20 protein-coding genes are annotated in these 22,169 nt (G+C 39.1%); 18 read left to right on the top strand and 2 right to left on the bottom strand.

The window, feature by feature from the left end; genetic code table 11:
* Positions 1-81: 81 nt before the first annotated feature.
* The 7 genes from ahrC (at position 82) to MHI22_RS07030 (ending at position 7,717) form a co-directional block, all read left to right on the top strand.
* Positions 82-531: a transcriptional regulator AhrC/ArgR gene (ahrC, locus tag MHI22_RS07060; protein ID WP_004231170.1), complete on the top strand. Its 450-nt coding sequence runs from the start codon at positions 82-84 to the stop codon at positions 529-531.
* Positions 532-564: 33 nt separating this feature from the next.
* Positions 565-2,256, top strand: a complete 1,692-nt coding sequence (gene recN, locus MHI22_RS07055; protein WP_340809205.1) for a DNA repair protein RecN — start codon at positions 565-567, stop codon at positions 2,254-2,256.
* Positions 2,257-2,379: 123 nt separating this feature from the next.
* Positions 2,380-3,327, top strand: a complete 948-nt coding sequence (locus tag MHI22_RS07050; protein WP_036122795.1) for a SpoIVB peptidase S55 domain-containing protein — start codon at positions 2,380-2,382, stop codon at positions 3,325-3,327.
* A gap of 370 nt (positions 3,328-3,697) precedes the next feature.
* Positions 3,698-4,489: a sporulation transcription factor Spo0A gene (gene spo0A / locus MHI22_RS07045; protein WP_036122798.1), complete on the top strand. Its 792-nt coding sequence runs from the start codon at positions 3,698-3,700 to the stop codon at positions 4,487-4,489.
* A 420-nt stretch (positions 4,490-4,909) separates the two neighbouring features.
* Positions 4,910-5,110, top strand: coding sequence for a hypothetical protein (locus MHI22_RS07040; protein WP_058844033.1), 201 nt, complete (start codon positions 4,910-4,912; stop codon positions 5,108-5,110).
* A 314-nt stretch (positions 5,111-5,424) separates the two neighbouring features.
* Positions 5,425-6,996, top strand: coding sequence for a DUF342 domain-containing protein (locus MHI22_RS07035; RefSeq protein WP_058844034.1), 1,572 nt, complete (start codon positions 5,425-5,427; stop codon positions 6,994-6,996).
* Entirely contained in the window at positions 6,989-7,717 is a 729-nt protein-coding gene (locus tag MHI22_RS07030) for a glycerophosphodiester phosphodiesterase (RefSeq protein WP_340811484.1), read from the top strand. Before MHI22_RS07035 ends, MHI22_RS07030 begins: the two co-directional genes overlap by 8 nt.
* Positions 7,718-7,763: 46 nt before the next feature.
* Here the strand turns inward: MHI22_RS07030 and MHI22_RS07025 are convergent, their stop codons facing one another.
* Entirely contained in the window at positions 7,764-8,000 is a 237-nt protein-coding gene (locus MHI22_RS07025) for a DUF2627 domain-containing protein (RefSeq protein WP_004231186.1), read from the bottom strand.
* A 386-nt stretch (positions 8,001-8,386) separates the two neighbouring features.
* Between MHI22_RS07025 and MHI22_RS07020 the strand changes: the two genes are divergently transcribed.
* From MHI22_RS07020 to MHI22_RS06975, 10 genes are all read left to right on the top strand, one after another.
* A complete protein-coding gene (locus MHI22_RS07020; protein WP_048392303.1) occupies positions 8,387-9,481 on the top strand; it encodes a Leu/Phe/Val dehydrogenase in 1,095 nt (364 codons plus the stop codon).
* Positions 9,482-9,666: 185 nt separating this feature from the next.
* Positions 9,667-11,094: a dihydrolipoyl dehydrogenase gene (gene lpdA / locus MHI22_RS07015; protein ID WP_058844036.1), complete on the top strand. Its 1,428-nt coding sequence runs from the start codon at positions 9,667-9,669 to the stop codon at positions 11,092-11,094.
* Between the two features lie 86 nt (positions 11,095-11,180).
* Positions 11,181-12,197 (top strand): thiamine pyrophosphate-dependent dehydrogenase E1 component subunit alpha, encoded by a 1,017-nt coding sequence (locus MHI22_RS07010; protein ID WP_036122822.1) that lies wholly within the window; start codon positions 11,181-11,183, stop codon positions 12,195-12,197.
* Positions 12,197-13,180, top strand: a complete 984-nt coding sequence (locus MHI22_RS07005; RefSeq protein ID WP_008179931.1) for an alpha-ketoacid dehydrogenase subunit beta — start codon at positions 12,197-12,199, stop codon at positions 13,178-13,180. The genes MHI22_RS07010 and MHI22_RS07005 overlap by 1 nt, the downstream gene beginning before the upstream one ends.
* A 170-nt stretch (positions 13,181-13,350) precedes the next feature.
* Complete coding sequence (locus tag MHI22_RS07000; RefSeq protein ID WP_340811482.1) at positions 13,351-14,688, top strand: dihydrolipoamide acetyltransferase family protein; 1,338 nt, start codon at positions 13,351-13,353, stop codon at positions 14,686-14,688.
* Between the two features lie 121 nt (positions 14,689-14,809).
* The gene (locus MHI22_RS06995) at positions 14,810-16,513 is read left to right on the top strand and encodes a methylmalonyl-CoA mutase family protein (RefSeq protein ID WP_271910236.1); all 1,704 of its coding nucleotides are present in this window, start codon (positions 14,810-14,812) and stop codon (positions 16,511-16,513) included.
* The gene (gene scpA, locus MHI22_RS06990; protein ID WP_036122829.1) at positions 16,510-18,663 is read left to right on the top strand and encodes a methylmalonyl-CoA mutase; all 2,154 of its coding nucleotides are present in this window, start codon (positions 16,510-16,512) and stop codon (positions 18,661-18,663) included. Before MHI22_RS06995 ends, scpA begins: the two co-directional genes overlap by 4 nt.
* On the top strand, positions 18,663-19,760 hold the full coding sequence (meaB, locus tag MHI22_RS06985; protein WP_340811479.1) for a methylmalonyl Co-A mutase-associated GTPase MeaB: 1,098 nt from the start codon (positions 18,663-18,665) through the stop codon (positions 19,758-19,760). Before scpA ends, meaB begins: the two co-directional genes overlap by 1 nt.
* Positions 19,761-19,908: 148 nt before the next feature.
* On the top strand, positions 19,909-20,349 hold the full coding sequence (locus tag MHI22_RS06980; protein ID WP_036122837.1) for a BrxA/BrxB family bacilliredoxin: 441 nt from the start codon (positions 19,909-19,911) through the stop codon (positions 20,347-20,349).
* A gap of 184 nt (positions 20,350-20,533) precedes the next feature.
* Positions 20,534-21,511, top strand: a complete 978-nt coding sequence (locus tag MHI22_RS06975; RefSeq protein WP_340812705.1) for an aromatic acid exporter family protein — start codon at positions 20,534-20,536, stop codon at positions 21,509-21,511.
* 22 nt (positions 21,512-21,533) lie between these two features.
* Here the strand turns inward: MHI22_RS06975 and prli42 are convergent, their stop codons facing one another.
* The gene (prli42, locus tag MHI22_RS06970) at positions 21,534-21,629 is read right to left on the bottom strand and encodes a stressosome-associated protein Prli42 (protein ID WP_155273190.1); all 96 of its coding nucleotides are present in this window, start codon (positions 21,627-21,629) and stop codon (positions 21,534-21,536) included.
* A gap of 125 nt (positions 21,630-21,754) precedes the next feature.
* Between prli42 and mce the strand changes: the two genes are divergently transcribed.
* Positions 21,755-22,168: a methylmalonyl-CoA epimerase gene (gene mce / locus MHI22_RS06965; protein ID WP_141903613.1), complete on the top strand. Its 414-nt coding sequence runs from the start codon at positions 21,755-21,757 to the stop codon at positions 22,166-22,168.
* The last annotated feature ends 1 nt before the right edge of the window (position 22,169 follow it).

Raw genomic sequence — 22,169 nt, 5'->3', positions numbered from 1 at the left:
CCGTGTTTTTTCTTGTGCTTTTTTGTTGAAAATGGTAGGGTGATTATACACATATACTATTATTTATAAGAGGTGATTTCGTTGAATAAAGGACAACGACATATACGGATTCGGGATATTATCGCCAATCATGAAATTGAAACACAAGATGATTTAGTCGATTTTTTAAAAGAAGCAGGCTATAATGTGACACAAGCTACGGTATCACGCGATATAAAAGAGCTACATTTAGTAAAAGTACCATTACAGGATGGTCGCTATAAATATAGTCTGCCCGCAGATCAGCGTTTCAACCCAGTCCAAAAATTACATCGTGCATTAGCAGATGCATTTGTAAGTATTGATGGCGCATCTCACTTTTTAGTGATGAAAGCTCTCCCAGGGAATGCGAATGCGATTGCATCCTTACTTGATCATTTAGATTGGCCAGAAATTTTAGGTACAATTTCTGGAGATGATACCATTTTAATTATTTGTCGAAATGAAAATGAGCGTGAAAATACAAAAAATCGCTTATTAGACATGCTTTAAAAAATGGGGAATTTGATTCAGAGGTGACAATTTGTGTTAAGAGAGCTTAGTATTCGAAACTTTGCTATCATTGAGGATTTGACAGTGAGTTTTTCAGAAGGCTTAACTGTACTCACAGGGGAAACGGGTGCTGGAAAATCCATTATCATTGATGCTGTGCATTTACTTGCGGGGGGACGAGGCAATACTGAATTTATTCGTCATGGCGCAAGAAAGGCAGAATTGGGTGGCTTATTTCAAATTTCGAGTTCCATTCATCCCGTTCTGAAAAAATTAGAAGAAGCAGGCATTGAAATAGAAGAAGATACCGTTATTTTACGCCGTGATTTAAATGATTCTGGTAAAAGTATTTGCCGTGTAAATGGAAAGCTTGTGCCCTTATCCGTTTTAAGAGATATTGGGGCAAGTCTCATTGATATTCATGGTCAACATGAAAATCAAGAGTTGATGGATGAAAAACAGCATATTAATTTGCTTGACCAGTTTGCAGAGGAAGAGCTGTCACCCATTCAAAAAACGTATAGTACTCACTATGAGGAATACCGTTTACTCAAAAAAGACTTAGCCTCCATATCCATCGATGAACAATTGATGGCACAACGGATTGATTTGTATCAATTCCAAATAAAAGAGCTAGAGGAAGCTAATTTAAAGCTAGGTGAGGAAGACGAGCTCCTAGATGAACGTCGCCGTCTTATGAACTTCAATAAAATTTTTGAACGCTCTAGTGCAGCTTATGAGGCCATTCAAGGCGAATCGAAAGGACTCGATTGGATTGGTGCTGCTATGGGCGCGCTAGAAGATGCTGCAACAGTTGACGAACAATTTAAAGAAGCTTCTGAAGCGGTGACAACTGCGTTTTATGCCTTGCAGGATGCAGCCTATCAGGTCAAAAATGTATTAGATGAATTAGAATTTGATCCAGCTCGTTTAAATGAGGTTGAGCAACGTTTAGCGTTATTGCAAAATTTAAAGCGCAAATATGGTTCAACAGTGGAAGAAATTTTAGCGTATTACGAAAAAATTAAAACAGAGTTAAATGAGCTGTTGAATCGTGATGAAATATTGCAAGTGAAAGAACGACGTGTGTTAGAAATGGAAGCTGTGCTCAGTGAGCTGGCGAGTGAACTTTCAACTGTACGTAAAGCTGCCGCCCAGCAATTAAGTGAAGCAATTATGGCAGAGTTACGTGAATTACATATGGAAAAAGCAAAATTTATTGTCAATTTCGATGAATTACCATATTTTGATGCTAACGGGAAAGATCAGATCATTTTCTATATCTCTACAAACGTTGGAGAACCGCCGAAGTCTTTACCAAAAATTGCATCAGGCGGAGAATTATCGCGCATGATGCTTGCATTAAAAACCATTTTTTCCTCTTCTAATGGCATTACATCCATTATTTTTGATGAGGTTGATACGGGTGTCAGTGGCCGTGTGGCGCAAGCCATTGCAGAAAAAATAGCCGCGATTTCCGTTAATTCTCAAGTTTTATGTATTTCACATTTACCGCAAGTTGCTGCTATGGCTGATCATCATTACTTTATAAAAAAAGAAGTGGAGCATGATCGAACATTTACATCTTTATCAGAGATTGATCAAGATGCTCGAATTGAAGAAGTAAGTCGCATGATGTCCGGAACAGAAATTACCGCCTTAACATTACAGCATGCAACGGAACTTTTAAAAATGGCGGATGAACGAAAAAAACAGATGCGTTAAATTTTTATGCCAGGAACAGTGTCTGCTGTTTCTGGCTTTTTTCATTTTGCACAAATATTTACCGCTTATAAGAATGGCACAACAACACATAGTAAAAAGACAAAAATGAAAAGGAGGTGTCGTATGAATCGTCATTGGCGTCAATTAGTCATTTTGCCTATGCTCATCTTTTTGTTAGTGTTGCCTATACAAGCTTTTGCCGCCAAAAAGCTTATACCAATGGGCGAAGCGATTGGAATTCAACTTCAATTATCACATGTATTTGTAGCACATGATGTACTGTTAGCTTCCAATCAGTGGATGAAGGGAGGTGCTGTGATTGAAAAAATAAATGATGTCCCAGTAAAATCTCTTGCTGATGCCAAACAAGCTGTGGCAAAGGATGGCCAACAGAAATGGACGATCAATAGTGGTGGCCAACAAATTACACTGGAGTTACAAGACCAAGAAGCAGAGCATGTCATTTCCTTTTTAAAAGATGAAACAGATGGAGTAGGAACACTGACTTATATTGATCCAGAGACAAAAAATTACGGTGCACTAGGTCATCAAATTGTCGATTCAACCCTACAAGAAGCCCCTGTTTTTAAAGCAGGCTCCATATTTTTAGCTTCCATCCAACAAATTCGTAAAAGCACACCGGGTCAACCAGGCTATAAAATTTCCTCCATTGAAAAGCACCAAGAACGACTAGGCAGTATAGATAAAAATACTATTTATGGTATTTTTGGCCGTTGGGAAGAGGGTTATCAACAAAGATTGCCCAAAGCCATAGAAATTATGCACGAAAAAGATATAAAAGCTGGGAAAGCTGAAATCTATACAGCCATTGAAGGCAGTAAGGTGGAATCCTTTACGATTGAAATTACAAAAGTTGAAAATGAACGCCTTGAATTTTTAGTATCTGACAAAAAGCTCATCGAAAAAACTGGTGGTATTTTGCAGGGAATGAGTGGCAGTCCTATCATTCAAGACGGACGTTTTGTCGGTGCTGTGACACATATGTTTGTGGAGGAGCCGAAAAAAGGAGCAGCACTAACTGTAGCAGAAATGTTAAGAAGATCTTCCTAAAAAAATGATGAATGGTAAAAATCCGCTTTTTTCCGTGAGCATAGCAAGAGCCGCAGGAAGCTACGCGGATTTTTACCTTTTCAACAAGTATTTCTGATAACTTCCTGAAGGAGTCATGATATTTAAAAAAACTGTAGTTTTATCTACATTTTTTATCTAAAATAAGTAATAAGAGCATTCGACAGGTTGCAGCTATTTAGCGTAACTTGTCGATATAAAAAGAAAGTATCGGACTACATACTCATTTTTGGAAATAGAAAAGGTTTTTAAAACAAAAATGTCGAAAATTCCACAGTGTGCCAAAAACGGCATTTAGGGGTTAGGTTAACGCTTTGAGGTGTTCAAAGCAAGTCCAGAAGGAGGAATTGAAATGACAAAGGTAAAAGTAGCGATTGCAGATGATAATCGTGAGTTATTAAAAACAATGGAGCAGTATTTTCAAGGACATGCCGAAATAGAAATTATTGCAACTGCTTCAAATGGGAAAGTTTGTCTACAAATGCTTGAGGAATTCACACCAGATATTTTACTTCTAGATATAATAATGCCTCATCTTGACGGTTTAGCTGTATTAGAGTCCATGTATCAAAATGAGAAAATGGCATCCATCCAAGTCATTATGCTAACAGCTTTTGGCCAGGAAGATGTCATGAAACAAGCGGTCGATTTAGGGGCTTCCTATTTCATGCTAAAACCATTTGAATTCGATCAATTGGTACAAAAAATTCTACATTGTGCTGGACAGAAGGCGACACTTCCGAAAAAGACAAGCGTGTTACAACCGACAGTACCTCAAAAATTAAATCAGCATCAATTAGACAGCACGATTACGGCCATCATTAAAGAAATCGGTGTACCTGCACATATTAAAGGGTATTCTTATTTACGTGAAGCCATTCAAATGGTCTTTGAGGATATTGAGCTACTAGGATCTGTGACAAAAATTTTATATCCGGAAATCGCGAAAAAATTCAATACGACACCATCTCGCGTGGAACGTGCCATCCGACATGCCATTGAGGTTGCGTGGAATCGTGGCAATTATGAATCCATTTCGTCGATGTTTGGCTACACTGTGCATCACTTAAAATCCAAACCAACAAATAGTGAATTCATTGCCATGATCGCAGACAAAATCCGCATTGATATGATGGCTAGCTAAACGCCTAGTCTTAGCGGACATTGACAGAAAAACTGATTATAGCAATTATACTGCATATTTTTATAACGCCTTTTTTAGACAGTTTAACCACTGTTTAGAAAGGCGTATTTTTATGTTTCTTATAATCGAAATGGGTTGGATTGTTCCGCAAAAAAGCCTTGGTTTATTTTCTATAAAATGTACCCTCATGTACTTAAACTTTGTTACCTTAAGCCTTAATTTCAGCAAAAAAGCAAAAGATAATGCTACGCCTCTTCATAAACATCAAATAAAAATATAGGCAAATAAGGCAACAGTAGATTTTACTTATGACTTTGGTTATACTGCTTGGTAATAGTTTATTTTTTCTACCCCGTCCGTTTGGGGTATTTTTTTATTGCATTCATTGATTGAGAAGTAATTATAAAGTAGGTGTTCAAAATGAAAACTGTAAATTTCCAACTGGATGGAATGAATTCGCTAGAAATCACACAAATAGAGGAAAATTTATTTGAGGTGCGTGTCGCATTAGATGGTAAAATAAGTATGAATTATATGAATCGTGAGCAATTGAAACAAATTGGTTCCACTTACTATATTGAAAATAGCCAAATATGTATTGATGACCTATTGAAAAATTAAAAAAATGTAGTATAAAAGAACTAAAAAGAACTATGATTAAGTGCGATGCAACCCCTTACTACCTGTTCTAGGAATACGATTGTTCAATCTAATCTAATGGAATAACTTAGAAAATATCAGCAATTATAATAAAAAAACACAAAAACAAGCAGAAAAATAGTGTTAAATAACTAATTTATTTTTTAAAAAATAAAATATTGTCGGATACATTAATGGTTTAGTAGTACTATTTTCTTTCTAGGTAGTGACAATGGTCTCTAAACAAATGGAAGGTGATTGTATATACTTACATGTAGAGGGAAGGAGGAGGTAGCTTGATTCTAGTTCGAAATGAAAACTTCGAAATTTCTGAAGAAAATGGCAAGGTATTTATGCTTACTTTTAATGCCGGTTTCCCATTAAAAGAATTTGATAGCATTCTACGTAGTCATCCACGACTTAAATTATCTAATTTTTCAATTTTAAAAACCGTGTTGTCAACCCAAAATACAAGCCTGGTTGAAATTGGTCGCTGGCTTCCGAATGTGGAAGCTGAAATAGCACGTGATAAAATGTCAGCCTCTATTTTTATATATGAAACGCTCGAATATATTCAAAATAATCACGAAAAATTGACACAACAAGTACATGAAACACTTGAAGAAAAAGGCATTGTACATGGAATATTAGATTTTGATATTTCGAAGGCTGAGCCAGGAAAAGCATTTTTAATTGCTCAAGGAGAACCACCTGTAGCAGGAATGGATGCACAAATTACATACTTACCTAAACCAGAGAGAAAGCCGGTCATTCGTGACGACGGTAAAGCAGATTACTATGATATGAATTTCATTTCAGAAATTTCAGAAGGCTCATGGCTAGGTGAAAAGATTCCTGCTACATTAGGTAAAGCAGGGAAAAATGTGCTAGGTGAAGTAGTTGCTGCTGTACCGGGGCGAGATTTTCCTATAAAATACGATACAAAATCTGCCTATGAAGTGGAAGAGGACGGAAAAGTTGTAATCCGCTCGAAAATTGCCGGTGTTTTAGATGATGTTAAGGGGATGATTGGTGTAAACCGACACCTTCCTATAAACGGCGATGTTGGAGTGGAAACAGGCAATCTCGAATTTAATGGTTCACTTAGTATTAAAGGAACGGTGACAAGTGGCTATACAGTGATTGCGACTGGTGATATTTCCATCGATGGTGCAGAGGGTGTAAGCGGTGCCAAGCTTATTAAATCCATTGAGGGTGACGTTTATATTCGTGGGGGCATTTTTGGACTCGGTTCAACAATAGTGGAAGCAGGGGGCAATATATTTGTAAAGCATGTGAATGAAGCGAATTTATTTGCAGGTGATAGTATTCATATTGGTTTTTATGCGCTAGGCTCACAGCTTTCTGCCCATTCCATTTATGTGGACGAACGAAAAGGTAAAATTATTGGGGGACGTGCGGTAGCTAAAAATACTATTGTCACGGCCATTTCAGGCAATCGCTTAGAGCGCCGAACTGATTTAATAATTGAAAGCATCAATAAGCAAGAAAATAATTCTGTCATGCAAGAAAAAGCAGCGCAGCTAAAAGAAATTCAAGCGGAAATTTCTGCCCATGAGATGAAAATGAAAAGCTTATTGCCATTTCTCAATCAAATGTCCAAAGAACAAACGGCTTCATTTGAAGAGACAAAGCAAGCTTTAACAAAATTAAAGGCTGAAGCCTTAACATTAGATCGTGAAGTTAAAATATTAATGGATGAAATGCGTCATGTCGGAAAAGAAGAAATTATTGTAACAAAAGAGGCACATCCTGGTACGTATATTCAAATTGGTAGAAAATCATCGTTATTAAGCAAAATGACGAATGGTAAATTCCTGCTCGAATTTGGTGAGTTAAATGTCTAATTCATCATGTATCCCTGTCTTTGCACATCGAGGTGCATCTGCTTATGCATTGGAGAATACCTTTCAAGCTTTTGAAAAAGCATTAGAGCTAGGGGCGGACGGGATTGAATTAGATATTCAATTTTCAAAAGAGGGATTACCTGTAATCTATCATGATCCACAGTTATCAAGACTCGTCGGCACCAATAAACTGGTGAGTGATTGTACGATAGAGGAGCTTCTGCGCTTTAAACTAGGAAAGCCTTGGAGACGTCTATTTTCATCGTATAAAATACCAGCATTTGATGCGGTTTTAGCATGGGCAAATCAACAGCAGCTACCATTGAATATTGAATTAAAATCAACGATCCTGGACAATAGAAGTGGTCTGATTAACTTCCTTCGAGGCTTAGTTCTGCCATCGGGTAGTCATTTTTCGTCCTTTCACTACGAGCTTCTAGAGATTGTGAAAGCGCATAGACCTGAATATGAAACAGCTCTTATTGCCACGAAAAAAATAAAATGGGATTTGCTAACTGATTATCAAGCGGCTGACTGTGTCCATATGCATAAAAGATATTATAAACCAAGATACTTAGAGGCTTGTGTCACAAGTGAGAAAGCATGCCGTTTTTATGCAATAGATGGCTCAGAGCCTTTCTTAACAAATCCACACCATGCTGTGATTGGTTGGATTACAGATTATCCTGATAGAGTCATCGCAGCACAGCAGCGTCTATAAAAATAGCTATCCAGTAAGTCAGTGAGACTTATGTGGATAGCTATTTTTATTTTTTCTGAAAGCGTGGTGCTACTTTTCCATTTTTTCGGTCGCGATGTAGTAAAAATCCTGCGAAAAACCCAAAGCCTATTACAAAGAAAATAACACCTACTACAAATTGTAGCCATAAAAATGGGAATGGTGAAATGAGTTTACCAAATAATGTATCACGCATAAATTTAATGCCACCTGCAGCCATAAGACCTGGAATAAGCATTACAATAAATGCAGCTAAACGGGCCATGCATACCCCTCCTTATTCCTATAATTAATTGTACCTGTGGATGATGGAATGTCAAGGAAGGGAGAAATCAATATAATATTTTTAAATAAAAACGAGGAAGGACATAAAGTAGCGGCTGTAACAGAATGTTTAGAAAATTCTTACTTAAATAAGAATATGTAATAATAGTTGCGAAATTGTGAATTTGTCAGTATTGTAAAAATAAGTGGAGCAATATTATCCATTACTAAACAATTTTTTCTTCATACATTGGGGTCTAAACACCTACTGAATAAGAGGGGCTCAGTTTTACTGAGATGGCAACGCGATGGAGACAGGATTGTTAGATAAAACTTGATTGGATGGGCATTTGGGGATGCACTTTCCAAAGCAAAGGGGCGAGTTTCATGGAAATCTTCAAGTATATGGAAAAGTATGATTATGAACAATTGGTATTTTGCCAAGATGAAGCATCAGGGTTAAAAGCGGTTATCGCTATCCATGATACAACACTTGGACCAGCACTAGGTGGAGCACGTATGTGGACATATGCATCAGAAGAAAATGCTATTGAAGATGCGTTACGTTTAGCAAGGGGTATGACTTACAAAAATGCTGCAGCTGGTTTAAACCTTGGCGGTGGAAAAACGGTCATTATAGGTGACCCATTTAAAGATAAAAATGAAGAAATGTTTCGTGCATTAGGTCGTTTCATCCAAGGATTGAATGGCCGTTATATTACAGCTGAAGATGTAGGTACAACGGTATCTGATATGGATTTAATCCATGAAGAAACAAACTATGTAACAGGAATTTCTCCTGCATTTGGTTCTTCAGGTAACCCATCTCCAGTAACAGCGTATGGCGTTTACCGTGGTATGAAAGCGGCGGCAAAAGAAGCATTTGGTTCCGATTCATTAGAAGGATTAAAAGTTTCTGTACAGGGTCTAGGAAATGTAGCCTACAAGCTTTGCGAGTATTTACATAATGAAGGGGCAAAACTTGTTGTAACAGATATCAATCAGGCAGCCATTGATCGAGTTGTTAATGACTTCGACGCTATTGCAGTGGCACCCGATGAAATTTATGCGCAGGAAGTCGATATTTTCTCACCATGTGCATTAGGCGCTATTTTAAACGATGAAACAATTCCACAACTAAAAGCGAAAGTGATTGCTGGATCTGCTAACAATCAATTAAAAGATTCTCGCCATGGTGACTATTTGCATGAATTAGGTATCGTCTATGCACCAGACTATGTGATTAATGCTGGTGGCGTGATAAACGTTGCAGATGAATTATATGGTTATAATCGTGAACGTGCAATGAAACGCGTTGATGGTATTTATGATAGTATTGAAAAAATCTTTGCTATTTCTAAACGGGATGGCATTCCAACATATGTGGCAGCGAATCGCTTAGCTGAGGAACGTATCGCTCGTGTAGCGAAATCTCGCAGCCAATTCTTAAAAAATGAAAAAAATATTTTACACGGTCGCTAATCGACATGGTTGATACATTATGAGAAGTCGCATTGTCGACTTCTTCTATTTTCAACCAGAAATAAGGATCTCGATGAAGTGAAGCTAAAGCTCTTCTAAAGCAAGAACTAACCGTTGGAAAATTGGTAAGTTGGTTGTTTAATAGATAGATTACTTTAGCATTTTTCTCAAAAGGGGGAATAAACATGGCTCAAAATTATGATGTTGTCATCTTAGGTGGAGGTACAGGCGGATATGTTGCTGCCATTCGAGCTGCGCAGTTGGGCTTGAAAACAGCTATTGTAGAACGTGAACGCTTAGGCGGAACTTGCTTGCATAAAGGTTGTATCCCAAGTAAAGCCTTACTTCGAAGTGCGGAAGTATATCGCATGGCTAATAAAACAGCTAGTGACTATGGTGTCGATATTGAAGGTGTGACATTGCAATTTGACAAAGTTCAGGCTAGAAAACAAGCCATCGTTGAGCAATTAAGTCAAGGTGTGAATACACTGATGAAAAAAGGCAAAATAGATGTTTATCATGGTACAGGGCGAATTTTAGGGCCATCTATTTTCTCTCCTATGCCGGGCACGATTTCTGTAGAGATGTCCAATGGTGATGAAAATGAAATGCTTGTTCCTACAAACGTTGTCATTGCAACGGGTTCAAAGCCTCGTGGAATGGCAGGCTTAACGGTTGATGGGCAATATGTGCTGAATTCAGATCATGCCTTAGCGTTAGAAAAATTACCAAAATCATTATTAATCGTTGGTGGCGGTGTCATCGGAATTGAGTGGGCATCTATGCTATGCGATTTTGGTGTGTATGTAACGATCGTCGAATACGGTCCATCGATTTTACCAGCAGAAGATGCAGATATCGTCAAAGAAGTGACGAAACAGCTTGAAAAACGAGGTGTTCGCATTGTGACAAATGCTCGACTAGATGCGAGTACATTCAAAATTGAAAATGATAACGTTTTCATTTCAGCGACGGTGGATGATAAAGAAGAAATTTTTGAAGCAGATAAACTATTACTTTGTGTAGGACGTGAGGCGAATACGCAAGGTATTGGCTTAGAAAATACAGAAATCGAAGTTGAAAATGGCTTTATTAAGGTGAATGATTCCTATCAAACGAAGGAATCCCATATGTATGCTATAGGAGATGTGATTGGTGGCTTACAATTAGCACATGTTGCTTCTCATGAAGGAATGGCAGCTATTGAACATATTGCAACAGGTAAAACAGAGAAATTGGATGATTTGAAAGTACCAAAATGTGTTTACTCATATCCAGAGGTTGCCAGCATTGGCTTGACAGAGCGTGCGGCAAAAGAACGTGGATTTTCATTAAAGATTGGTAAATTCCCATTCAAGGCTATTGGGAAAGCATTAGTTAATGGTGAGGCAGAGGGCTTTGTCAAAATTATTGCGGATGAAGAAACAGATGATATTTTGGGTATTCATATGGTAGGGCCTCATGTGACCGATTTAATTGGGGAAGCATCATTAGCGAAAGTACTAGATGCAACGCCATGGGAAATTAGTCAGGCTATTCATCCACATCCATCGTTAAATGAGGTTTTAGTGGAATCTGCTTTAGCGGTTGATGATCGTGCTATCCATTTTTAATTTTCTGAATTTCATAACTAACGTATCCAAATGTGGGGATATAGGATAAGATAGTTATTTCTCTATAATACGAAAGGGGTGTTCGTATGCAAGATGTACAAATCAAACATGAAGATTTAGGTTTGTCAAATGAAGATGTACTTGCTATGTTCGAAACAATGTTAATGGCCAGAAGATTAGATGAGCGTATGTGGCTATTAAATCGCTCTGGTAAAATTCCGTTTGTTATTTCTTGTCAAGGCCAGGAGGCAGCACAAGTTGGAGCAGCCTTTGCACTTGATAATAATAAGGATTATATTGCACCATATTATCGTGATATGGGTGTGGTTTTACATTTTGGTATGACACCAAGAGAACTGATGTTGTCTGCATTTGCAAAAGCAGAAGATCCAAACTCCGGTGGTCGTCAAATGCCAGGTCACTTTGGTCAAAAGAAAAATCGTATTCTAACAGGATCATCTCCTGTCACAACGCAAGTTCCGCACGCAGTTGGTGTTGCGCTTGCTGGACGTCTACAAAAAGAAGATTTTGTTTCTTTCGTTACGCTTGGGGAAGGTTCATCTAACCAAGGAGATTTCCATGAAGGAGCAAACTTTGCGGGTGTTCATAAGCTACCCGTTATTATTATGGTAGAAAACAATCAATATGCTATCTCTGTGCCAGTTGAACGTCAATTAGGCTGTGCCAAAGTATCTGATCGTGGTATTGGTTACGGTATGCCGGGTGTGACGGTGGATGGTAAATGTCCATTACAAGTGTATAAAGTGGTAAAAGAAGCAGCAGACCGTGCACGTAATGGAGAAGGTCCAAGCTTAATTGAAACGGTGACATATCGTTTAACAGCCCATTCTTCAGATGATGACGATCGTCAATATCGTACGGCTGAAGATATTGCAGAAGGTAAAGCAAAAGATCCGATTCTATTATTTGAAAAGTATCTGATGGATGCTGGCGTTATGACAGAAACAATTCGCACTGAAATGGAACAACGTGTGATGGCTGAAGTAAATGAAGCAACAGATTATGCAGAAGCGGCTCCATATGCACAACCAGAGCATGCACTTAAATATGTTTATGCACCAGTGGACGGAGGTGACATGTAATGGCAGTTATGTCTTATATTGATGCGATTACATTAGCAATGAAAGAAGAGATGGAACGTGATGAGCGTGTTTTCATTTTAGGAGAGGACGTTGGTCGTAAAGGTGGGGTATTTAAAGCCACAAATGGACTATACGATCAATTCGGCGAATATCGCGTGCTAGATACACCACTTGCAGAAAGTGCCATCGCAGGCGTTGGAATTGGTGCTGCAATGTATGGTATGCGTCCAATTGCAGAAATGCAATTTGCTGATTTCATTATGCCAGCTGTCAATCAAATCGTTTCGGAGGCAGCGAAAATTCGTTACCGTTCCAATAACGATTGGACTTGTCCAATGGTCATCCGTGCTCCTTTTGGTGGAGGCATCCACGGTGCACTTTATCATTCACAATCCGTTGAAGCACTTTTTGCTGGGACACCAGGTTTGAAAATTGTCATACCATCAACACCATATGATGCAAAAGGTTTACTGAAAGCGGCGATTCGTGATGAAGATCCGGTATTATTTTTCGAACATAAACGCGCGTATCGCTTAATAAAAGGTGAAGTACCGCTAGATGATTACACATTACCAATTGGTAAAGCAGATGTGAAACGTGAAGGGGACGATGTAACAGTAATTACGTATGGTTTAGCAGTTCACTTTGCCCTCCAAGCGGCTGAACGTCTAGCTGCAGATGGTATTTCCGCTCATATCCTTGATTTGCGTACGGTTTATCCTCTTGATAAAGAAGCGATTATTGAGGCTGCAAGTAAAACAGGCAAAGTATTACTTGTCACAGAGGATAATAAAGAAGGCAGTATCATGAGTGAAGTTGCCGCAATTATTGCAGAACATTGTTTATTTGAGCTTGATGCTCCAATTCAACGTCTAGCAGGACCTGATGTGCCAGCCATGCCATATGCACCAACAATGGAGAAATATTTTATGATTAATCCTGATAAAGTTGAACGTGCAATGCGAGAACTTGCTGCGTTCTAACAGATCACAATAAGGCTGAATGAAAAAACGAAAAGCCTCAGACGGATGAACAGATTTTGACTTACGTGTAGGTAAGTCAAAATTTGTCTAATTGCCTATCTACGTTTAATGATTTTAGCGCTGCATCAGGTACAAGGACGCCTAGGCTTAATTGATGGGAGGAATAAAGGATGTCAGTTCAAAATATTACAATGCCACAGCTCGGCGAAAGTGTAACAGAAGGTACAATTGAAAAATGGCTTGTTAAGCCTGGAGATACAGTTAAAAAATATGATTCATTAGCAGAGGTTGTTACAGATAAAGTAAATGCTGAAATCCCATCATCATTTGAAGGGGTTATTACGGAGCTTCTTGCGCAAGAAGGTCAAACCTTGCCAGTTGGGGCAGTCGTATGCTCGATTGAAATAGCAGGAGAGGGCGAATTACCACCTCCACCAGCTGAAAAAAAATCAGCAGTAAGCACAGCTATTTTAAATGCTGGTGTTCAAAAGAAACAGGAGGCACCACAGCAGGTGGCAACTCCAGCAGCTGCACCAAAAGAGGCGCGTAAAGATAAAGTACGCTACTCACCAGCCGTTCTTCGACTTGCACAGGAGCACGATATTGCACTCGATCAAGTGACGGGCACAGGTGAAGGTGGTCGTATCACAAGAAAAGACCTGATAAAGCTAATTGAAACTGGCAATATCCCTACAGCAAATGATGTCGCACCAACTTCATCAACGGTGCAACCTACAGTTGAGCCAGCACCGACAGCACCACAGCAACAAGTGGAAAAAGCAGTTGCACCTGTACCTGTTCATCCTGGAGATATTGAAATTCCAGTGACAAAAGTGCGTCGTGCGATTGCAAATAATATGGTAAAAAGTGTCCATGAAGCACCACATGCTTGGATGATGATGGAAGTGGATGTAACAGATTTAGTGTCTTATCGTGATAGCTTAAAGAATGAATTTAAGCAAAAAGAGGGCTTTAATCTTACATATTTCGCCTTCTTTGTAAAAGCAGTTGCTCAAGCATTAAAGGAATTCCCAATGCTGAATTCAATGTGGGCGGAAGATAAAATTATCCAAAAGCATGACATCAATATTTCGATTGCAGTAGCAACAGATGATGCCCTATTTGTGCCTGTTATAAAACACGCAGATGAAAAATCCATTAAAGGAATTGCTAAAGAAATCCATGAACTTGCCAATAAAGTTCGTACAGGTAAATTGGCAATGGGTGACATTACTGGTGGTACATTTACTGTTAATAATACGGGAGCATTTGGCTCTGTTCAATCAATGGGGATCATTAATTACCCACAAGCAGCGATTCTTCAAGTGGAAAGCATTGTAAAAAAACCGGTCGTTTTACCAGGTGGAATGTTTGCTGCACGTGATATTGTGAATTTATGTTTATCATTAGATCATCGTGTGTTGGATGGACTTGTATGTGGTAAATTCCTAAATAGAGTGAAAGAAATACTCGAAAATACAAATAAATCTTCAACGTCAGTCTACTGATGACTCGTCGGAAACCTGCTGTATAAGGGTTTCCGATTTTTTTTATGCTTTTCGAGTCGCAATTTGTCATGTAGAATAACAAATAGAAACTACTAAGGGGGGAAGCTGATTAAGCGTCCGCATGTCAAACAACATGAAAAATATTGAATTTGAAAAACCAGCCTATTCAGACTGGCAAGATGCAGCAATCAAAGCTTTAAAAGGGAAACCATTTGAGTCACTATTTTCCAAAACAAATGAAGGTGTTACATTACAGCCGCTTTACACGCAAGAAAGTTTAGTAGCTAAGCTTGGAGAAGAGCTTGATTTACAAGTTGCCACAATCCGTTCCCTACAAAATAGTCAAGCGTTTCAGGTGGCACAGCAAATTCACGCTGATACAAGTGAAGCATTTTTTGCACAGCTTGAAGATAGTTTAGCGCGAGGCAATGAAGTGATTACAGTGGATAGTCGTGTGAAGTTTGATTGGACAGAAGAAGTATTGGTCAAATTAGCATCATATTTCTCAGAATATTCATTTAAAATTACTATTAAAAATACAAAAGACCCATTATTAGCATTATTTGACAATATTGCAGAGGATCAACGTGAAGCAGTTAAAGGTTTCATTGTTTCTAAGGACCCGATCTCTTTCAACGCATTTCCGAACGTGCGCTCAGTCAGTGCTGACACGACCGTTTATCACAATGAAGGTGCCAACGCAGTACAAGAGCTAGCCTATGCACTTGCATTAGCAGCCAAGTTTGCAGAACAGGAAGAAAGCTTTGAAGCATTCTCGAAGAAGTTTTTTGTAATCTTTGCCATTGATACACAATTCTTTACGGAAATTGCCAAACTTCGTGCTTTTAAAGTACTTTGGAAAGCGTTCTCATCCGCTTATGGTGTGACAGACAGTGTAAAAATCCCAACGGTTGCTGAAACATCACTAAGAAGCTTTTCTAAATTAGATGTGTATGTCAATTTATTACGTTCTTCCAATGAAGCGCTTTCTGGTTTAATTGGTGGAGCTGATCTCTTTACTGTTCATCCGCATGATGTGTTAACGAAGCCTACGGAACAATCGATTCGTATCGCTCGGAATGTATCATTAATATTAAAAGAAGAAACAAATGTCTTGAAAGTGACAGATCCAGCAGGAGGCTCTTATTTTATTGAGTCGTTAACAGCAGACTTTGTAAAAGAAGCATGGGCATTATTTTTAGATATCGAGGCTGCTGGCGGGATGGATGAATATATAGCGTCTGGCAAGCTTGCGGAAGAAGTGGCAACCACTTATCATACTCGAATCAAAGCTGCATCAACACGTAAGCAATCATTAATTGGAACGAATATTTATGCAAATCCAGCAGATGTACTTGAGCAGGATACAAACCCATTATTTGCTGATATCAAACGTATTGCTGTTCCATTTGAGAAGTTGCGTGCAGAAATGACAGCAGCTAATGTGAGAACAGGTATTTTAGCATTAGGGTCATTAAAAAGCTCTAAGCCACGTGCAGATTTTGTAGCTGGTTTCTTAAATACAGTTGGTCTTGTTCCAGAAAAAAGTGAGCCAGTGGCAACTGCTGAAGAGGCGATTGCTTGGTTGCAGGCTACAGAGGCTAAGTATGTTGTAATTGCAGGCAGTGACGATGATACAAAGGCACTTGTACCGGCTATTTTAGCTGCACAACCAGCAAATGTGCTTATAGATGTTGCAGGTAAATTTAAAGATGAAGAAGAAGCATGGTTAGCAAATGGTTTAAACGGCTTTATTTTCGCAGGACAGAACATCATTGAAAAATTACAGTCCGTGTTTGCGAGCATGAAGGAGGTCCAACGATGAGCAAGCCTAATTTTAATGTAGTAGAAATAGAAAAAGTGTTAACAGCTGAAGCCCCACAAGCGTCTGACGACAAGTTTATGACAAATGAAGGGATTGAAATTAAAGATATTTACACGAAGGAAGATATTAAAGATGCGAAACATTTAAACGATGTAGCAGGTATTGCACCTAATACACGTGGACCATACCCTACTATGTATGTAGCACGTCCTTGGACCGTTCGCCAATACGCAGGTTTCTCAACGGCTGAGGAATCCAATGCCTTCTATAAACGAAATTTGGCAATGGGGCAAAAAGGTCTTTCTGTAGCGTTTGACTTAGCGACGCACCGAGGCTATGACTCAGATCATCCACGTGTAACAGGGGATGTAGGGAAAGCTGGTGTTGCTATTGACTCTGTTGAGGATATGAAAATCCTTTTCGATCAAATACCGTTAGATCAAATGTCCGTTTCTATGACAATGAATGGAGCAGTTTTACCAGTTCTTGCCTTCTATATTGTGGCAGCTGAAGAGCAAGGGGTAACACCAGACAAATTAGCAGGTACAATTCAAAATGATATTTTAAAAGAATATATGGTGCGTAATACATATATTTACCCACCAGCTATGTCAATGCAAATCATCGCAGATATTTTTGAATATACAGCGAAATATATGCCAAAATTTAACTCTATTTCAATTTCTGGTTACCATATTCAAGAAGCTGGCGCAACAAATGACATTGAGCTTGCCTATACGTTAGCAGATGGCTTGGAATATGTACGTACAGGATTGAAAGCAGGAATTGATATCGATGCCTTTGCACCTCGTCTATCGTTCTTCTGGGCAATCGGTATGAATTATTACATGGAAGTAGCTAAAATGCGTGCAGCACGTCGTATTTGGGCACAAATGATGTCAACATTTAATCCGAAAAATCCGAAAACATTAGCATTACGTACCCATTCTCAAACATCGGGCTGGTCTTTAACGGAGCAAGATCCATTTAACAATGTGGCTCGTACATTATTCGAAGCGAATGCATCTTCAATGGGACACACACAATCCCTCCATACCAACGCACTGGATGAAGCGATTGCACTTCCAACAGATTTCTCGGCACGTATCGCGCGTAATACACAGTTATTTTTACAAGAGGAAACAGCGATGACGAAAGTGATTGATCCATGGGGCGGTTCGTACTATGTGGAGAAACTAACAGAAGAAATTACGCAATCCGCTTGGGCATTGATCGAAGAAATTGAAGCACTTGGAGGGATGGCCAAAGCGATTGAAACAGGACTTCCGAAAATGAAGGTTGAAGAAGCCGCAGCCAAACGCCAAGCAAAAATTGACTCTAAAACAGAAACCATTGTAGGAGTGAATAAATATCGCTTAGCAAAAGAAGAGCCAATTGACATTTTGGATATTGATAATACAATTGTTCGTCAAAAACAAATTGAACGTTTAGAAGCGATGAAGGCAGCACGTGATGAAGCAGAAGTTCAAAAACATTTAGCTCGCTTAACAAAAGCTGCTCAAGATGGTGAGGAGAACTTACTAGCTGTGGCGGTGGATGCAGCACGTGCGCGTGCCTCTTTAGGTGAAATTTCTGATGCTATCGAGGCGATTTCTGGTCGTCATAAGGCCGTGATTCGTTCTATTTCAGGTGTTTACTCTGCCAATTTCTCAGATGAGGAGCAAATTGCGGAAGTGAAGCAAATGACAGAAGAATTCCTTGAAAATGAAGGACGTCGTCCACGTATTTTAGTAGCAAAAATGGGACAGGATGGACATGACCGCGGTGCCAAGGTGGTCGCAACGGGCTATGCTGATTTAGGCTTTGACGTAGATATTTCACCATTATTTATGACACCTGCTGAGGCTGCTCAAATGGCTGTTGAAAATGATGTCCATGTCATTGGTGTATCTTCACTAGCAGCAGGTCATAAAACATTAGTGCCTGAATTAATTGCGGAGCTTGAAAAGCTAGGTCGTGAAGATATTATCATTATTGTTGGTGGTGTTATTCCAGCGCAAGATTATGACTTCCTTTACGATGCTGGTGCAGTAGCCATTTTTGGACCAGGTACAGTGATTCCTGTATCTGCACAAAAAATTATTGAAGAAATCTACAAACGTTTAGGCTATGAGGAAGTGTCTGAATAATGGACAAAAACAAAGGAATGGAAGACAGTGCGCTATTTGTCATGGACGGAGTCGAGGCAACTCACGACGGTATGCAGTATGGCACACCTAAAAAATTCCGAAAGAAAAAGGCAGACAATATGAATGTAGGAGAGCTTGCTCAACAAGTACGTGTGGGCTCTCGCACACATTTATCAAAAGCCATTACCCTCATTGAAAGTGCCAACGCTACTCATAAAGTGCAAGCACAAGAATTATTACAGGAGCTTCTTCCGCATACAGGAAATAGTATTCGAATTGGCATTACCGGAGTTCCAGGAGCGGGGAAAAGTTCATTCATTGAGGCTTTCGGAACAATGCTTTGTGACATGGGGAAACGAGTAGCTGTTCTTGCGATTGATCCAAGTTCTTCCTTATCAGGTGGGAGTATTCTTGGCGATAAAACACGCATGGAAGAGCTCGTTAAGAAGCCTACTGCATTTGTTCGCCCATCTCCATCGGCAGGTACCCTTGGGGGTGTTCACAAAAAGACCCGTGAAACAATGTTAGTTTGTGAGGCGGCAGGCTATGATGTGATTTTAATTGAAACGGTTGGTGTAGGGCAAAGCGAAACCTACGTCCGTGGGATGGTTGATTTCTTTCTACTCCTTGTGTTAACAGGGGCAGGAGATGAATTGCAGGGCATGAAAAAAGGCATCATGGAATTAGCGGATGCCATTGTCGTGCATAAAGCAGATGGCGATAATGTTCGTTTAGCCAAAAAAACGGTTGCAGAGTATAAGCAAATTTTGCATTTTTTACAGCCCGCTACACTCGGTTGGATGTCTACAGCAATGCCTGTTAGTTCATTAGAAAAACGGGGACTTGATCAGGTTTGGGAGACAATTGGAGATTTCAAGCAAATTGTTGAAGCCAATCACTATTGGGCTACTCGTCGACAACAACAAACAAAAGAGTGGTTTCAATCGATGATTACCGACCATTTAATTGATCAATTTTATGGGAATCCACAGCGTAAAGCACAGGTACTGCTACTTGAACGTCAAATTTTAAGTGGACAACTGACTGTCACACAAGGTGTCGATCGTTTATTTAACGAAGAGCAGGAAGACAAGTAAACGAATCTTAGTATTCAACTGAATTGTGATGAGCAAGTAGGTGCACAAATTCGTTGCAAACTGCTATGATAAGAGATGGATGAGCGTCAAAAAATTTTTATAGGCAATCATGCTGAATGGACGCGAACTTGAAAGGAGCTATCGCTATATGAATATGGATTACGATTTATTTATGCAGGAAATTTTAAAAACAGCACGTGCTGAAATTGAGGCAGCGGGTTACGAACAACTACAAACACCAGAAGCTGTTGAAGAGGCGTTTACTCGCCCAGGTACAACATTAGTAATGGTGAACTCAGTATGTGGTTGTGCGGGCGGTATCGCTCGTCCAGCAGCGGCACAATGTGTTCATTATGATAAACGTCCCGATCATTTAGTTACAGTGTTTGCAGGGCAAGATAAAGAAGCGACTGCAGCGGCACGTTATCATTTTGGAGAAGATCACCTACCTTCTTCACCATCTTTCGTTCTATTAAAAGATGGACAAGTAGTTGCAGAAGTTGGTCGCTATGAAATTGAAGGGCATGATCCAATGTCCGTTGTGACAAACTTACAAGCAAACTTTGAAGAATATTGTGATGAGCTTTAATTCTATTCTTGCATAACAAAAATGAATTCAAATGAAGTAGAAAAGCCTCATAGATCACAGAATCTATGTAGGCTTCCTACTATCATCATGTATAGATAGTTTCATTATTACTAAAATTTTTGTAATATTGGCTAAATAATTAGCTAAAAGAGTGAAGAGTACTAAACGATAGGAGGCAGTCGGCCTGAAGAAATTTTCAATCGGCTATCGAACTTTAAAGACAGCAATTGGTGCGGCCATCGCTATTGCCATTGCTCAGTATTTTGATTTAGCCTCGTATGCATCTGCTGGTATTCTAACCATATTATGTGTGCAGCCAACGAAAAAAAAATCTATTCATGCAGCTTATACACGATTGGTCGCGAGTATTGTGGCAATGCTTTTTGCCTTTGTAAGCTTTGAATTTTTTACTTATCATCCGCTTACATTAGCAGGCATGCTCCTGTTATTCATTCCAACCATTGTATCATTAAAGGTAGCAGATGGATTTATTTCTAGTGTTGTAATTATAATGCATATTTATGCTGCTGAAGGTTTTTCATTAGCACTTGTTTATAATGAATTAGCGTTGATGGCAATCGGTTATGGCACAGGGATTGCCATTAATATGTATATGCCAGACATACAAAAGGAATTAAATTACTACAGAGTTAAAATTGAGGAGCTATACAGCAAGATTTTTTTAGAAATTGCCACCTATTTACGTCAAGGAGACACGCTATGGAATGGACATGAAATCATTGAAGCAATCCGAACGCTAGAAGAGGCAAAATCATTGGCGTTTAAAGATGTTGAAAACCATTTTATGAGACTTAAAAATGATTACTATGTGTATTTTGATATGCGTGAGCAGCAGCTAGAAATTATCGAACGAGTATTGCCAAAAGTGACGACACTACCTGTTATAGTACAAGAGGCTGAAATTGTGGCAGATTTTTTACAAGACCTCGGTGAGCATGTTCATTCGGGGAATACGGCAAGTCATTATCGAGAAAAATTAGAATATGTAAAACGTGATTTTTCTCAGCTGCCTTTACCGCAAAACCATGAACAATTTATCGCTCAAGCCGCTCTCTATCAGTTTATCGAGGAGATGGACAGGTATTTAGAAATAAAGCAGTCATTTAAGGGCTTAAAGGCTAAAAAAGAGCGCCCACAGTAACGTGGACGCCTCGGGCTTTGCCTTAAACTAACATGGATAATCCGAATGCTAGAGATGAGATTAGCATAATCGCGATCATGCTATAAACAACGATTTTTTGAAATTTTTTATTACTCATATGCTCGTTCGCTCCTTCTTTTCTTATAAATAGTTTAGCAAATCTGAAAAATTTCTCAAGTAGTAGAGTTTTGACAAAAAAATCTGTAAAATAGAGTATGTACCATAACAGAAGGAGATGTCACCATGGAGAAAGTAGACCATATTGGGATTGCAGTGCGCGATCTTGATGAACGCATTACATATTATACAGAAACTTTAGGCTTAAAGTTGATGAAAGTAGAAGAAGTAGAATCTCAACAGGTTCGTGTGGCATTTATCGACGCAGGTAACGTGAAATTAGAGCTATTAGAACCAATGAGTGATAAAAGTGCCATTTATGGATTTATTGAAAAACGTGGAGAGGGAATTCACCATGTTGCCTTCGGTGTAACAGGAATTCGTGAGCGTATGGCAGAGCTTCGTGAAAAGGGTGTACGTCTATTATCGGAAGAGCCAGGACCTGGTGCTGGAGGTGCAGAGGTTGCATTTATGCATCCTAAATCCTCATTCGGGGTGTTATATGAATTATGTGATAAAAGTGGAAAAGGGGATAAGTGAT

The sequence above is a fragment of the Lysinibacillus sp. FSL L8-0312 genome, assembly GCF_038003285.1.
Taxonomy (GTDB): Bacteria; Bacillota; Bacilli; order Bacillales_A; family Planococcaceae; genus Lysinibacillus; species Lysinibacillus fusiformis_D.
This window is presented reverse-complemented; position numbering and strand designations above follow the sequence as displayed.